Origin of the sequence: Luteibacter sp. UNCMF366Tsu5.1, assembly GCF_900119235.1 — a bacterium.
In the GTDB taxonomy this organism is placed as follows: domain Bacteria; phylum Pseudomonadota; class Gammaproteobacteria; order Xanthomonadales; family Rhodanobacteraceae; genus Luteibacter; species Luteibacter flocculans.
This window is the reverse complement of record NZ_FPIS01000001.1, coordinates 2,012,980-2,027,073: the sequence shown is the minus strand read 5'-3', so window position 1 is coordinate 2,027,073 and position 14,094 is coordinate 2,012,980. Positions and strand designations below refer to the sequence as shown.

The following is a 14,094-nucleotide window of genomic DNA, read 5'->3' as shown; positions in this document are numbered from 1 at the left end:
GGCGAAAAAAGCCAACGAAGCGGTGTAGCGACGAGGCAGGCTCCCATCGCCAGCAGGCTGGCTCCCACCGGCAAGCTCATTGCCAGCAGGCTGGCTCCCACCGGCAAGCTCATCGCCAGCAGGCTGCTACCACCGGCAAGCTCATCACCACCGCGCGGGCTTCCAACGGCAAGCTTCCCTCGCCGCCATGGCGGCTCCCACGCCCTGTCATCTCCACTGTCATAAGATCTTCATTCAGACGTCCGAACATGCGTCGCTTCACGACGCGTGCCGGGCTGCCTCAGGGGAGGAGTGCTGCGGCGTGTCAATGCAGGGAAGGACCGCCCCTTGTTCAAGCAGACTCTTCTGGCCGCCGCTCTCGGCTTGGCCTTTGCGCCCGTGGCATGGGCGACCGACGACACGGCGACCACCCCCGAGGGCGATAACGCCACCGCCAATCGCGCCAAGGCACAGGATCTCGACGCCGTCTCGGTCATCGGCAGCGGCGAGACGCGGCAGGTGCAGCGTCTGCGTCCCGCCGATCAGAAGGTGTTGCCGCCGGGCACCAGCCTGCAGAAGGCGCTGAACACCTTGCCGGGCGTGAATGCGCAGTCGGTGGACGCGTTGGGCACGAACGAGCAGTCGATGACACTGAGCCTGCGCGGCTTCAGCGGCACGCGTCTGGGTTATACGCTCGATGGCATGCCGCTCGGCGACAGCGCCTACAACAACTACAACGGTCTCTCGATCAATCGCGCGCTGATCTCAGAAAACTTTGCCGGTGCCGAGCTTTCCGAAGGCATCGGCAATCTCGGCACGCCGTCCACCAGCAACCTGGGCGGCACCATCGCCTACACCTCGAACGATCCCGCCAAGACCATGGGCGGCCGCGTCGTGCAGAGCTTCGGTAGCGACAACAATCGCCGCACGTTTGCGCGCTTCGATACCGGCGACTACCACGGCTTCTCGATGTACCTGTCCGGTGCGCGTACCACGTCCGACCTGTTCAACAATCAGGACGCGTACAACGGCTCCACGACGAAGCAGTTCAACGGCAAGGCCGTATGGGACTTCGACGGTGGCCGCATCACCGGCTTCGCCGATACCTCGCGCACGTCGCAGGCCGACTACTTCTATCTTTCGAAGAGCGAGATGGCGCGTGGTCTCGGTTGGGATTGGGGCGGCTACGCGCCGGATTGGCAGCGGGCGGTCGGCAAGGCCTACTGCAACGCGGGCACGCTCAACGCGAAACTGTGCGACAAGAGCGGTGCCGACAAGGACGCGGACGGTGCGTTCACTGCCGGGCAGATTCTCCGCAGCGACGACCTGTATTACCTCGCTGGCGACTTCTTTCCCAGTGACACCGTCACGATCCACACGCAGGTCTATCACCACGAAGACGCGGGCGAAGGCCATAACTGGAACAGCGGTACGTATTCCTATCCGGGTACGCCGCAGCAGCTGCCGATCATCTTCCGCAACACGCTTTACACGATCGATCGTTCCGGCGCGATCCTGTCGGCGTCGTGGGATATCGACAATCAGCACATCGAAGGCGGTGTGTGGTACGAGCACAACGTATCCAGTGCAGCCCGATACAGCAGCTATGTCACCGGTCCACGTGACCTCAGTGGGCCGATCGATACCACGCCGGACCTCGGAGTCTTCGATCAGCGCACCGTGTGGAACACGCGTCAGGCGTTCCTGCAGGACACGATCCGTTTCCTTGATGACGCGCTGACCGTCGACGTGGGTGTGAAGAGCCCGCATGTGACGTCGCAGGCCACCGCGCTGCCGGGTGATGCCGTGCAACCGATCAAGCCGACCTCGAACAACCAGTTTGCCAGCGGCAAGCTCAGCGCGAGCAAGGCCTTCCTTCCGCAGTTCGGCGTGCGCTACCGCATTGTTGACGGACAGGAGGCGTTCGCCAGCTTCGCGAAGAACATCGCCATGTTCCAGGGCGGATTCAAGCTGGGTCCGCAGGCCGTCAGTCAGGCGATCTGGGACACGCAGGCCGACCTGAAGCCCGAGAAGTCGCGCAGCCTCGAGGCCGGCTACCGCATCGAGACCGGTCCGATCGCCGCTTCGGTCGCAGCGTACTCGGTGCGCTTCGACAATCGTCTGCTGCAGTACAACCCGTGCGACTCGCGCCAGCCTGTGGGTCCGACGTGTGGCAACCGCTTCTACAACGTGGGTGGCGTCGACAGCCACGGCGTGGAACTGACCTTCGTCTGGACACCGACGGACCATCTGCGCTGGTACAACTCCGCGTCGTACAACCGGTCCACCTATGCCAGCGACTACGTGCAGGCCGGCGTGGTGCAGCCGACGAAGGGCAGGATCCAGACGGACACGCCGACCAAGCTCTTCGCCTCACAGATCGATTGGTCGCAGGGTCCGTGGTTCGCCTCGCTCCGTGGCAAGTACACGGGCAAGCGTTACTACACGTACACGAATGATCGCGGCTTCGGTGGTTTCACCGTGTGGGATCTGTCGGGCGGCTACGACTTCGGCCCCGTGTCGATAGCGAAGGACGTGCGGCTTTCGCTCAACGTGACCAACGTTGGCGACAAGCGCTACGCGAGCAACCTGGATTCCAGCGCGTTCGTGCCAAGCGATCCGGCCGGCACCGCTTATGTGTTCCACGCGTCGGCGCCGCGCCAGTTCTTCGCCACGCTCGACGTGCGCTTCTGAGCATGCGTCGGTTTAGCGGTCTCGCCGCTGCCCTCCTGATCGGCAGCGCCGTCGCGGGGCAGGGCACGGTGCTCGTGCCTGACATCGTCACGACCCCTCTGCCACGGAAGGTCGAGATCGGCGGCGCCGAGTACGTGGACAAGGGCCTCGTCGCGACAGGCGCATTGCCCGCGGGCACGATCGATTTTCTCGGCGACACCTTGGGCTCCTTCTCGTCGCTGATGATCGAGCCCGGTACGTGGAAGCGCGAAGGAGACACCTATACCGGCGTGCTCTGGACCTTGCCGGATCGTGGTAGAAACGATCCGGAGCATGGCGTCTTCTTCGACTACAAGGGACGGTTGCACCGCTTTCGCTTCCGGATGACGGTGCCGTCGGCTCCTGGCGAGAGTTCGAATATCGTGCTGACGCCAGACAGCGGGCGCGTGCTTGCCGACTTCGACGGCAAGCCGTTCACGGGCGCGGAGCCCGGTACCGGCACCCGCGTCGAACGCGGCATCGTGTTTCCGTCGCCTGCGAAAGGCATCGGCGTCGGAAAGATTTCACTGGATGCCGAATCGCTGCAATTCACCCGCGATGGCGGTTTCTATATTGGCGACGAGTACGCCGCCAACGTCTACCGGTTCGACAAGGGCGGCCGCTTGACCGGCGTGATCGTGCCCCCGCGCGCGGTACGTCCATTGGATGCGAGCGGCAAGCCGGACTTCACCTCCCTACGCCCTCCAGCGAGCGGGCGTCGCAATAATCAGGGCGTGGAAGGCATGGCCTTGTCGCCCGACGGGGCGCGCCTGTTCGTCGCGCTCCAGAGTGCGCTAGTGCAGGACACGCAGCCCGGCAACGCGGCCGGCCGCACATTGACTCGCGTGCTCGTATACGACGTAAGCCGCAACGCCGTGCCACAGCGGCCGATCGCGCACTATGTGGTTCGCCTTCCCGCGTACGACGCCGATGGCGCGGGTGGCACGCCGAACCGTACGGCCGCCCAGAGCGAGATCCGCGTGCTGGACGACCACCGCTTTCTCATGCTCGCGCGCGACGGTGCCGGGCTGGGCGCCGAAGGTGGCAAGCCGATCGTGTTCAAGACCGTGCTGCTGGTCGACACCACGGATGCGACCAATCTCGCGGGCACCGCTTATGAGACCGGCACAACGTCGCTCCTGGGGACGGACGGCGAGCTGCGGTCCGGCATTCGCGTGGCGCCATGGCAGCCGCTGGTCAACATGCTCGATCCGGTCGACCTCGCCCGTTTCGGTCTGACCCTCGACCCTCATGCGGAAGGCAAGACGCTGCTCTCGGAAAAATGGGAGGCCATGGACCTCGTACCTGTGCTCGATCCGGCACATCCGCGCGACTGGTTTCTCCTCGTCGGCAACGACAACGACTTCATCGCGACGCATTGCGTCATGGACGGCAAGCGCTGCGATTCGGACTTCGATAACGACAACCGCATCCTCGTGTATCGGCTGAGCCTGCCGGACACACGTTCCACCAACGCTTCCCACCACCGCTGAAGGGTCATGCGCATGATGAAACGTACCGCTCTCTCGCTGCTGTCCGCCACGCTCCTGCTCGGCGCCACGGCCAGCCACGCCAATTCGCCGGCCTACGTCGACAGCAAGGAATACAAGGCGCTGCTGGATGCTTCGCGCTTTGCCAGCAACCCGTCGAGCGCCGCGACCACGCTGCTGCACGACCTGTCCTCGCGTCTGTCGGCGCTGGGCTTCGACAAAACCGTCACGGGCAACTTCAGTGCCGGCGACCGCGACACGCTGGCGTATTACGACACGCCGCACAGTTGCTCGCTGATCAATCGCGGTTACACCGTGCGCACGCGTGCCGGCGATCATTCGGATATCCAGTTCAAGTTCCGCCATCCGGACGAGGAGCTGTCGTACTGGACCGATGTGTCGGGCGCAGGCAAGAACAAGCAAACCAAATTCGAAACGGACGTGACGCCGGGCAACCTCGTGCTCGCGCATTCCACCAAGCAGGATGCGACCACCACACCGACAACGGTGGCCGCGCTGATCAAGCAGTTCCCGGGAGCGTCTGCGCTCTCCGATATCTCGAGCGCCGGACTGGCGCCGGTGGCCGGTGTCACGGTGACCCAGCAGGAATACGATGGTCCGCAGTCGGACATCGGCCAATCGGTAGCCGAGTTCACCCTCACGCTGTGGTATGTCAATGGCGCCGCCACGCCTGCACTGGCCGAACTGTCGTTCCGCGTTGAAGCCGACGAGGACAGCTACTTCACGACGCCGGTACTCACTCGCTCGCAGGTGCTCAACACCGCCATCGGCTCCCTCGGTAACGGCTGGAACATCGCGAACGATGGCGGCAAGACGAGCTGGCTCTACGCCTACCGTTCTTCGTCGTATCCGAACGGGTTCTGCAACTGACAACATGCCGCTCCTGCCTTCGGGCAGGAGTGACACTGGCGATGGTACAAACCTCGGCATCTATCGGTCCATGAGTGACTGGTAGATGCGCAGATAGTCGTCTGCCATGCGATCGGACGTAAATCGTCTTTCAAACGCTTTCCTTATGCGTGGATGCGAAAGATGATCCACGTACTGAACGGCCGCGGCAGCCTCATCTTCATCGGCAACGACGAAACCGGTCACGCCCTCTTCGATAACCTCCGGCACCGATCCTCGCCTGAAGGCGATGACGGGGGTACCGCACGCCATAGCCTCGATCATGACGAGCCCGAATGGCTCCGGCCAATCGATCGGGAAGAGCAGGGCACGCGCACCTGAAAGAAACGAGGTCTTGTCTTGTTCGTCGATCTCGCCGATGAATTCAACGAGTGGCGAGTTCAGTAGTGGCCTGATCTGGTGTTCGAAATACGACTCGTCGAGGGAGTCGATCTTGGCGGCGATCTTGAGCGGGACATTGCATTGTTCGGCAATCCGGATTGCCTTGTCGATGCCTTTCGTAGGCGTAATTCTTCCAAGAAAGGCCAAGTAGCTGCGTTCGATTTCCCTGGGTGTATGAAGATGAACAGGGAGGCCGTGATAGACGTTTCCGACCCAGTTTGCTGCATCTTTTCCCACACGTTGGGCATGGGATATCGAGACGATGGGCATGCTGCCGAAGGTGTCGGAGAGTATGTCCTGCTCCGGGAGCGACAACGGTCCATGCAGCGTCGTGACATAGGGCGTGGATTGACGGCTGAACGTCGAGAACGGGAAGAAATCCAGGTGGAAGTGAATGACGTCGAACGTGTCGGCGCGTCGTCTTACCTCCTCGATCATCCTCAGCGTCGGCACCGTGGCATTCAAGTCGCCGTAATGCAAACGTAGCGCCTTGGGCCACATGGGTTCGAGTCTGGCCGCCGTGACGGAATCTCCGCTGGCAAACAGTGTGACGTCGTGGCCGCGCGCCACGAGTGCCTCGGTCAGATAGGAAACTACTCGCTCCGTCCCGCCGTACAGCACGGGCGGAACGGATTCGTAGAGCGGCGCTACTTGCGCGATTCGCATCAAGCCCTCCTGGCTCGCGTGGGTTTCCATTCCGTTAGCGCATGCCAGGCGGCGCCCTCTTTGCTCCGTCGACATGCGACGGGTCGATCCACGCCGGCATCCATCAAGCCGTGCTTACGGAGGATTCACCATGGCAGCGTGTGCAGCAATAGGCCGTAGGCTGTAGGGTGCGCGCGCGGCATGGGAGGCACTATCTCTCGATCGGTGATCGACGCGTGCTGTGAAGCACCTGCGCGCATTGCGTCGCGCAGGTGCCTGGGTTGCTCGCCTTACAGCGGTTCCAGCCAGCCCCAGCGATCGGCCGTCTTGCCGTTGAACAGGCCGAAGAACAATTCCTGCAGACGACGCGTGATCGGGCCGGCCTTGCCGCTGCCGATCTGCTTGCCGTCCACCGAACGGATGGGCGTGACTTCCGCTGCCGTGCCGCACATCAGGATCTCATCGGCGAGGTACAGGTATTCGCGCGGGAGGTCGCGCTCCACCACGTCGATGCCTTCCTCGCGAGCCAGCGTCATCAGCGTATGACGGGTGATGCCCGTGAGGATCGAAGCACTTGCCGGTGTGGTGTGCAGCGCGCCGTCGAAGACCAGGAACAGGTTCTCACCCGCGCCTTCGCTGAGCAGGCCGGTGGATGCAAGGGCAATGCCTTCACCGAAGCCGAGGCGACGCGCTTCGCGCGCGATGAGCTGGCCGGAGAGGTAATTGCCGCCGGCCTTGGCGCCGGCCGGAATCGTGTTCGGAGCGAAGCGCTGCCAGCTCGACACGCATGCATCGATACCGTTCTCGAGCGCCTCGGGCCCGAGGTAGGGCCCCATGGGCCACGTCGCCACGGCGACGTCGGTGGGGCATTCGGCGGAAAGGCCGAAGCCGCCCAGGCCGCGGAAGGCCACCGGGCGCAGGTAGGCCGTCTTCAGGTCGTTCTTCTTCACCACCTCGCGGCAGGCTTCCGCCAGTTCGTCCAGCGAGTAGGGAATGGCGATGTCGTAGATCTTGGCCGAGAGGTACAGGCGCTTCAGATGGTCGGTAAGACGGAAGATCGCCGCGCCATCGGGTGTTTCATAGCTGCGGATACCTTCGAATACCGATGAGCCGTAATGCAGCGCATGCGCCATCACGTGGACGGTGGCCTCGCGCCAGGGCTTGATCTGCCCGTTCTGCCAGATCCATTCGGGGTAGTTCTGCGACATGTGAGCGCTCCGGAGGGGACCGCCCATGATACCGGGTCGTGCTGGCGCCCACATGGCGCGATGCGTCAGTGCGCGGGCGGATGGCGGGCATGGGGTAAACAGGCCTTAGCCGGGCGGGCGCAGCCAGAGGCAGCCCGAATCCCGAACGACGCCGAAGTGCGTCCGCCGCGTACCGCCGTCGCCGCCCCCGGCGCCGAGGTGACCGCGTCGATGCCCGTCCCTTCATTGCCTTCCAGCGACACCAGCGGCTGGCGGACGAGAGCCTCCATCACCCTCAGGTTGTCCACGGCGCCGCTGCTTCCGTAGCCGTTCCAGAGGATGAGCCCACCGACCCGATTGGCGCTGCGTGCCGCGAAGGCCTGCGCCAAGCCTTCGCGCAGTTCGGTGAGGTCCTTCGCGCACAGCAGTCCGGTCGATGGCGCGCCGTCGGATCGCGTCGGCGCGCTGCCGGCGGGCGCGGGTAGCACGGAGGTCGCGCCGACGCTGGCGCAGGGCTGGTCGCTGAAGACCGGCCGCCCGTCAGTACCGATGCAGCGATGGATGGCGAATTGCGCGTGGGCGGGGAGGGGGGCAACGAGGGCAAGCAGGAGGAGCGGGGCGATGGCGCGGATCACGGGCGGCAGAGGGTGGCGAACGGTGCGTCATCATCACCGGCCGCGAGCCCACGAAGAGTGATGGCGCGCACGTTAACTGCGGATGCCAGTGCGCTCAGAGACGTTCGAGGACCGACACCGTCGCCCGGGCGCGATTGATCGTATAGAAGTGCAGGCCCGGCGCCCCCCCGGCAAGCAGGCGGCGGCAAAGCTCTGCGACGACGTCGGCGCCGAGTTCGCGCACCGCTGCCGCGTCGTCGCCGTGCGCCTGCATGCGCTTCACGATCCAGCGCGGGATCTCGGCACCGCATTGCTCGGAGAAGCGGCGCAACTGGCTGAAATTCGCGATGGGCATGATGCCCGGCACGATCGGCACGTTCACGCCGAGCTTCGCCACGTCGTCGATGAAGCGGAAATAGGCGTCAGGGTTGAAGAAGTACTGGGTGATCGCCCCATTGGCGCCGGCATCGACCTTGGCCTTGAAGTGGCGCAGGTCGACCAAGGCATTTTCCGCCTGGGGGTGAGTCTCGGGATACGCCGCCACTTCGATATGGAAATGGTTGCCGCTGTGTTCGCGGATGAAGGCCACCAGCTCAGCGGCGTAGCGGAAGTCGCCTGGCGTGGCCATGCCTGAGGGCAGGTCGCCGCGCAATGCCACGATGCGCCGGCAGCCGGAGGCTTTGTATGCGTCCAGAAGAGCGGCGATCTCGGCGCGTGTACCGCCCATGCACGAGAGGTGCGGTGCGACGGAGAGCGCGTGTTCCGCCCGCAGCCGCCGCACGGTTTCGTCGGTATAGCTCAGCGTCGAACCGCCCGCGCCGAAGGTCACCGATACATATTCCGGTGCATGTGCCTTGAGGCGCTGAACGGCCGCGTCGAGCTGCTCGCGCTGTTCGTCGGTCTTGGGCGGGAAGAACTCGAAGCTGATGGCGGCCATGGGCGATCTCGTCGGACTGGCTCGCAGTATAGATATCTTTCTATCCAGATGGAAAGATGGCTGCTTGGGATCTGTGCTGCCGCCACCTGCGCACAGCATGGCGAGCACTCGTTCAGGGTCGGCGGCACACAGGAAACCTCGGCGAAAGTTGCCTACGGTCAGATGGGCGCGCCCTCCCCAGGAGATGCTCGATGATTCGTCTTTCGTACGCGTTGCCGTTGTGCCTGCTGACCGTCGTGGCGGGGTGCGCTCCGCCGCCGCCTCCGCGTCGCCCGCCTGAGCGCGTGGTGGTCGTCGAGCCTCCGCCGCCGCGCATGTATGTCGTACGTGTCACTCACGAGCCCCCGCCGCGGGTCGTGGAGGTGGAGCCCCCGCCGCGGGAAGGCTGGGTCTGGGCGCACGGCTACTGGAAATGGGAAGGCGATCACTACGTCGCCGTGCCCGGACACTGGGAGCGGGTCATCGAGGGCCACCATTACGTGCATGCGTATTGGGAACATCGCGATGGTCAATGGTGGCTGCACGAGGGCTACTGGGCCCGCAACTGACACCCAGCAAAAAAGAAGGCCGCCCATGGGCGGCCTTCTTCGTTTCGACAGCGGATGGATCAGTAGCGGTAATGGTCGGCCTTGTACGGGCCTTCCACCGGCACGCCGATGTAGTCGGCCTGTTCCTTCGTGAGCACGGTGAGCTTCACACCGATCTGCTCGAGGTGCAGGCGGGCGACTTCCTCGTCGAGCTTCTTGGGCAGGCGGTACACCGTCTTCTCGTAGGTGTCCTTGTTCTTCCACAGGTCGATCTGCGCCAGCGTCTGGTTGGAGAAGCTGTTCGACATTACGAAGCTCGGATGACCGTGAGCGCAGCCCAGGTTCACCAGGCGACCTTCGGCAAGCATGTAGATGCTGTGGCCGGAGGCCTTGAACGTGTAGCGATCCACCTGCGGCTTGATCGTCTCGCGGGAGACGTCTTTCGCCGTGTTCAGGCGATCCATCTGGATCTCGTTGTCGAAGTGGCCGATGTTGCAGACCAGGGCGTTGTTCTTCATCTTCGCCATGTGTTCCAGCGTGATGATGTCCTTGTTGCCCGTGGTGGTGACATAGATGTCGCCGATGCCGAGGGTGTCTTCCACAGTGGTGACCTGGAAGCCTTCCATCGCTGCCTGCAGGGCGTTGATCGGATCGATCTCGGTGACGATCACGCGCGCGCCGAAGCCCTTGAGCGAATGCGCGCAGCCCTTGCCCACGTCGCCGTAACCGCAGACCACGGCAACCTTGCCGGCGACCATGAGGTCGGTGGCGCGCTTGATGCCGTCGGCCAGCGACTCACGGCAACCGTAGAGGTTGTCGAACTTGCTCTTGGTGACCGAGTCGTTGACGTTGATGGCCGGCACCAGCAGCTTGCCGGCTTCGGCGAGCTGGTAGAGGCGATGCACGCCGGTGGTGGTTTCTTCGGAAACACCGCGCCATTCGGCGGCGATCTTCTTGAACCAGCCCGGACGCGCCGCGGCCGTCTTCTTCACCAGATCCTTGATGACCTGCTCTTCGTGGTTGCCGCTGGGGGTGTTGACCCAGTCGCTGCCGTCTTCGAGTTCCACGCCCTTGTGGATGAAGAGGGTGGCGTCGCCGCCGTCGTCAACGATCAGCTGCGGGCCCAGTTCGCCCGGATGGGTCAGCATGTCGAGCGTGCAGTCCCAGTACTCCTCCAGCGACTCGCCCTTCCAGGCGAACACCGGCAGGCCGCCGGCAGCCAGCGCGGCCGCGACATCGTCCTGGGTGGAGAAGATGTTGCACGAAGCCCAGCGCACCGAGGCGCCGAGTTCGCGCAGCGTCTCGGCGAGCACGGCGGTTTCCTTGGTGACGTGCAGCGAGCCGGAGAGACGCACGCCCTGGAGCGGCTTCTCCTTGGCGTAGCGGGCACGGATCTGCATGAGACCCGGCATTTCCTCTTCCGCCATGCGGATGCGGCGGCGGCCGAGGTCGGCCTGCGAGATATCGCGGACCTTGTAATCCTGGAAAGCGGTGTCTTTGGTGACGGCGTTCATCTGGCGTAGCTCCGGAGTAAGCACGGGGGCGCCGTTCGGTGGGACGCCGCGCCGAGCCTGGCCTATGGGACGTGTGCCCCACGGTCGCAGCGCCCCTCGGCGGGCAAAACGGTCCGAGTATTGTATCGCGGAATCCGGATGCAGGGATGAACACACTTTTTTGGGTACCCTGGGGTCTTTCGACCCAGACCGAGAGCCCGATGGAAGCTGCCCGCGATCCCGAATTCCTCCCTCATGACGATCCCCTGCGGGAAGACGTGCGCCGCCTTGGTGCGCTGGTGGGCCAGATGCTGGCGGAGCAGGGCGGGCAAGGCTTCTTCGATCGGGTGGAGCACGTGCGGACGGCCGCCATCCACCGCCGCCGCAGCGGCGCGGCGGTGGATGCCCTGGCCGAATCCCTGACCGGCCTGGACGCCGCCGACGCCGAGGGGCTGGCCCGTGCCTTCGCCGCGTATTTCCAGGCGGTCAACACCGCCGAGCGCGTCCACCGCATTCGCCGTCGCCGGGACTACCAGCGCGAGGGCGGTGCATCCCAGCCGGAATCGCTGGCGGCCGTGCTCGCCCTGTTGAAGGACGACGGCGTGAGCCGCGATGAATTCATCGATTTGCTCGGTCGCCTGGACGTGGAGCCCGTGTTCACTGCGCATCCCACCGAGGCCGTACGTCGCTCGCTACTGGAAAAGGAGCAGGAGATCGTGCGCGCGCTGGTGGACGAGTTCGACCCGTCGCGCACGCCGCAGGAACGTCGCGACGACGACGCGCGCATTCTCATGGCGCTATCCGCCGGATGGCAGACCGCCGAGGCTTCGCCGGTGCGTCCGAGCGTGCAGGACGAGTTCGATCACGTGGGCTTCTACCTCGCCCGACCGATCTATCGCGTGTTGCCGGCGCTCTACGAGTCTCTCCAGCAGGCCATTTCGGCGGCCTATGGCGACGACGTCGCGATTCCCCGCGTGTTGCGCTTCGCGACGTGGGTGGGCGGCGACATGGACGGCAATCCCAACGTCAACGCCGACACCATCGCCGCGACGCTCTCGGCGCAGCGGTCGCTCGTGCTGGAACGCTATATCGAAGACGTGGACGCGCTTGGTCGCCTGCTGAGCCAGACGGAGGATCGCGTGCAATTGGACACGCGCCTGCGCGAGCGCATCGATGCGTATCGCGAACGCCTGCCCGACGCTGCGGCGCGCATCCGACCGCGGCATGCCGACATGCCGTATCGCGGCTTTCTTACCTTCGTTGCCGCGCGGTTGGAGGCCACCCTGCACGAACAGGCAGAGGCATACACCTCGGCGGATGAATTCATCGACGATATCGCCCTCGTCGAAACCAGCCTGCTCGAACACGGCGGCCGTCATGCCGGTGCGTATGCCGTGGGCCGGGTGCTCTGGCGTGCGCGCACCTTCGGCTTTCATCTTGCGCGATTGGATGTTCGTCAGGACGCGCGCGTACACGACGAAGCGCTGGCCGCGCTGCTTGGCGATGCCGACTGGGCGCAGCGCGATACGGCCGCACGTGTCCAGGCCTTGCGCCCGTACGCCGCGGGCGAGCGGAGCTTTGTCGCCGGAGACGACCACGAGGCCGCGGGCATGCTGCGCGAGGTGTTCGCTACCTTGGCGGACGCGCGCACGCGCTACGGACACGAGGCTACCGGCCTGTACATCATCAGCATGGCCGAGACCGCGGCGGACGTGCTGGCCGTGCTGGCGCTCGCACGTCGCGGTGGACTGCTCCACGAAGGCCGGGTGCCGCTCGACGTGGCGCCGCTGTTCGAGACCATCGACGATCTGGCCGGTGGCGCGGAAACGTTGCAGGCGTTGCTCGACGATCCGGTCTATCGCGCGCACCTCAAGGCACGTGGCGATCGGCAGTGGGTGATGCTCGGTTACTCAGACAGCGGCAAGGACGGCGGCACCGTTGCGTCGAAGTGGAGCCTGCAACGGGCGCAGGTGGAACTGCTCGAAGTGGCCGCGAAGGCGGGTATCCGTATCGCGTTCTTCCATGGTCGCGGCGGCTCGGCCAGTCGCGGCGGCTCGCGTATCACGCCGGCGCTGATGGCGTCGCCACGGGGTTCGGTGGGCGGCGTGCTACGCGTGACGGAGCAGGGCGAGGTGATCCACCGCAAGTACGGCATTCGTGCGCTGGCGCTGCGCAATCTCGAACAGACGCTCGGTGCCGTCATGCGCGCGTCGTTGCGTCCGCGCGAAGCCGAGGTGCGCGAAGCGTCCTGGAAGGAAACGATGGCCGCGCTCTCGGATGCGAGCCGCAAGGCGTATCGCGCGTTTGTCGAAACCGAGGGCTTCGTCGATTACTTCCGCGGTGCCACGCCCATCGACGTGATCGAGCGGATGACGCTCGGCTCGCGCCCGGCGCGTCGACGCAGCATGAAGGGTGTGGAAGATCTCCGCGCCATTCCCTGGGTATTCTCCTGGACGCAGTGCCGCGCGGTGCTCACAGGTTGGTACGGGTTGGGCGCCGGCCTGGATGCCGTGGTGAAAGACTGCGGTGAGGAATCCCTGGTCCGCATGGCACGCGAGTGGCCGTTCTTCTCCACGATGCTGGACGACGTGGAAATGGTGCTTGCCAAGGCCGACATCGACATCGCGGAGGCGTTCTCGACCCTGGCCGGCCCGTTGCACGACCGTTTCTTCCCCATGGTGCGAGACGAGTTCGAGCGTACCGTGCGCTGGGTCTTGAAGCTGAAGGGTGCGAGTGAGCTGTTGGCAGGCGACCCGCGCCTGGCAACGTCGATTCGCCTGCGCAATCCGTATGTGGACCCGATGAGCCTGCTGCAAGTCGACCTGCTGCGTCGCTGGCGCGCGACGGACGGCAAAGACGACGCGTTGCTCAACGCGCTGGTCGCATGCGTCAACGGCGTGTCGCAGGGTTTGCAGAACACGGGTTGATTGTCTCGCCGCCATGGCGGCTCCCACAGGTAGAGGTGCGATGCCGTTGTAGGAGCGGCATGCCGGCGAGGCAGGTTGCCTCAGTGCGCGGTTATCGAAACGGCGTGTCGCAGAGTCTGGAAATTGCGGTTGGATTGTCTCGCCGCCCGCCCGCTCGAACCGGTTGTTGAGTTGCTTTTGCCCCCTTCGCCAGCAGGCTGGCTCCCACCGCCAGTACCGGCGCCGGGCCAGCCTGCTGGTGAGCCAGGGTGTGTAGTGGTGGGGAACTAGTC

At 64.7% G+C, this 14,094-nt stretch carries 10 protein-coding genes and 1 riboswitch; of the genes, 5 read left to right on the top strand and 5 right to left on the bottom strand.

Annotated elements, in window-relative coordinates; all coding sequences use genetic code 11:
* The first annotated feature begins 327 nt into the window (after window positions 1-327).
* From BT115_RS09035 to BT115_RS09025, 3 genes are read left to right on the top strand one after another with little or no spacing between them, the layout of a single operon-like run.
* Window positions 328-2,673: a TonB-dependent receptor gene (locus BT115_RS09035; protein WP_083527354.1), complete on the top strand. Its 2,346-nt coding sequence runs from the start codon at window positions 328-330 to the stop codon at window positions 2,671-2,673.
* A gap of 2 nt (window positions 2,674-2,675) precedes the next feature.
* A complete protein-coding gene (locus tag BT115_RS09030; RefSeq protein WP_072322108.1) occupies window positions 2,676-4,184 on the top strand; it encodes an esterase-like activity of phytase family protein in 1,509 nt (502 codons plus the stop codon).
* 12 nt (window positions 4,185-4,196) lie between these two features.
* Entirely contained in the window at window positions 4,197-5,072 is an 876-nt protein-coding gene (locus BT115_RS09025) for a hypothetical protein (RefSeq protein WP_072322107.1), read from the top strand.
* Window positions 5,073-5,132: 60 nt separating this feature from the next.
* Here the strand turns inward: BT115_RS09025 and BT115_RS09020 are convergent, their stop codons facing one another.
* The 4 genes from BT115_RS09020 to metF all read right to left on the bottom strand — a co-directional run bounded on the left by BT115_RS09020 (window position 5,133) and on the right by metF (window position 8,875).
* Window positions 5,133-6,158, bottom strand: a complete 1,026-nt coding sequence (locus tag BT115_RS09020) for a glycosyltransferase family 4 protein (RefSeq protein WP_072322333.1) — start codon at window positions 6,156-6,158, stop codon at window positions 5,133-5,135.
* Window positions 6,159-6,427: 269 nt separating this feature from the next.
* Complete coding sequence (locus tag BT115_RS09015) at window positions 6,428-7,345, bottom strand: branched-chain amino acid transaminase (RefSeq protein ID WP_072322106.1); 918 nt, start codon at window positions 7,343-7,345, stop codon at window positions 6,428-6,430.
* A gap of 65 nt (window positions 7,346-7,410) precedes the next feature.
* Window positions 7,411-7,959, bottom strand: a complete 549-nt coding sequence (locus BT115_RS09010) for a DUF4124 domain-containing protein (RefSeq protein WP_072322105.1) — start codon at window positions 7,957-7,959, stop codon at window positions 7,411-7,413.
* 94 nt (window positions 7,960-8,053) lie between these two features.
* Window positions 8,054-8,875 carry a methylenetetrahydrofolate reductase [NAD(P)H] gene (metF, locus tag BT115_RS09005; RefSeq protein WP_072322104.1) on the bottom strand — a complete coding sequence of 274 codons (822 nt, stop codon included), beginning with the start codon at window positions 8,873-8,875 and terminating at the stop codon, window positions 8,054-8,056.
* Window positions 8,876-9,066: 191 nt separating this feature from the next.
* On the opposite strand from metF, the gene BT115_RS09000 reads away from it, so the two are divergent.
* Entirely contained in the window at window positions 9,067-9,423 is a 357-nt protein-coding gene (locus BT115_RS09000) for a YXWGXW repeat-containing protein (protein ID WP_143144496.1), read from the top strand.
* A 59-nt stretch (window positions 9,424-9,482) separates the two neighbouring features.
* Here the strand turns inward: BT115_RS09000 and ahcY are convergent, their stop codons facing one another.
* Window positions 9,483-10,916: an adenosylhomocysteinase gene (ahcY, locus tag BT115_RS08995; RefSeq protein ID WP_072322103.1), complete on the bottom strand. Its 1,434-nt coding sequence runs from the start codon at window positions 10,914-10,916 to the stop codon at window positions 9,483-9,485.
* 19 nt (window positions 10,917-10,935) lie between these two features.
* Window positions 10,936-11,020: riboswitch (S-adenosyl-L-homocysteine riboswitch) on the bottom strand.
* A gap of 96 nt (window positions 11,021-11,116) precedes the next feature.
* Between ahcY and ppc the strand changes: the two genes are divergently transcribed.
* Window positions 11,117-13,822 carry a phosphoenolpyruvate carboxylase gene (gene ppc, locus BT115_RS08990; protein ID WP_072322102.1) on the top strand — a complete coding sequence of 902 codons (2,706 nt, stop codon included), beginning with the start codon at window positions 11,117-11,119 and terminating at the stop codon, window positions 13,820-13,822.
* Window positions 13,823-14,094 lie beyond the last annotated feature (272 nt).

What these genes read in the sequence shown, in the direction of transcription:
- BT115_RS09030 (WP_072322108.1), top strand. Translation starts at nt 2,676, where the DNA reads ATGCGTCGGTTTAGCGGTCTCGCCGCTGCCCTCCTGATCGGCAGCGCC.
- BT115_RS09025 (WP_072322107.1), top strand. Translation starts at nt 4,197, where the DNA reads ATGATGAAACGTACCGCTCTCTCGCTGCTGTCCGCCACGCTCCTGCTC.
- BT115_RS09020 (WP_072322333.1), bottom strand. Translation starts at nt 6,158, where the DNA reads ATGCGAATCGCGCAAGTAGCGCCGCTCTACGAATCCGTTCCGCCCGTG.
- BT115_RS09015 (WP_072322106.1), bottom strand. Translation starts at nt 7,345, where the DNA reads ATGTCGCAGAACTACCCCGAATGGATCTGGCAGAACGGGCAGATCAAG.
- metF (WP_072322104.1), bottom strand. Translation starts at nt 8,875, where the DNA reads ATGGCCGCCATCAGCTTCGAGTTCTTCCCGCCCAAGACCGACGAACAG.
- BT115_RS09000 (WP_143144496.1), top strand. Translation starts at nt 9,067, where the DNA reads ATGATTCGTCTTTCGTACGCGTTGCCGTTGTGCCTGCTGACCGTCGTG.
- ahcY (WP_072322103.1), bottom strand. Translation starts at nt 10,916, where the DNA reads ATGAACGCCGTCACCAAAGACACCGCTTTCCAGGATTACAAGGTCCGC.
- ppc (WP_072322102.1), top strand. Translation starts at nt 11,117, where the DNA reads ATGGAAGCTGCCCGCGATCCCGAATTCCTCCCTCATGACGATCCCCTG.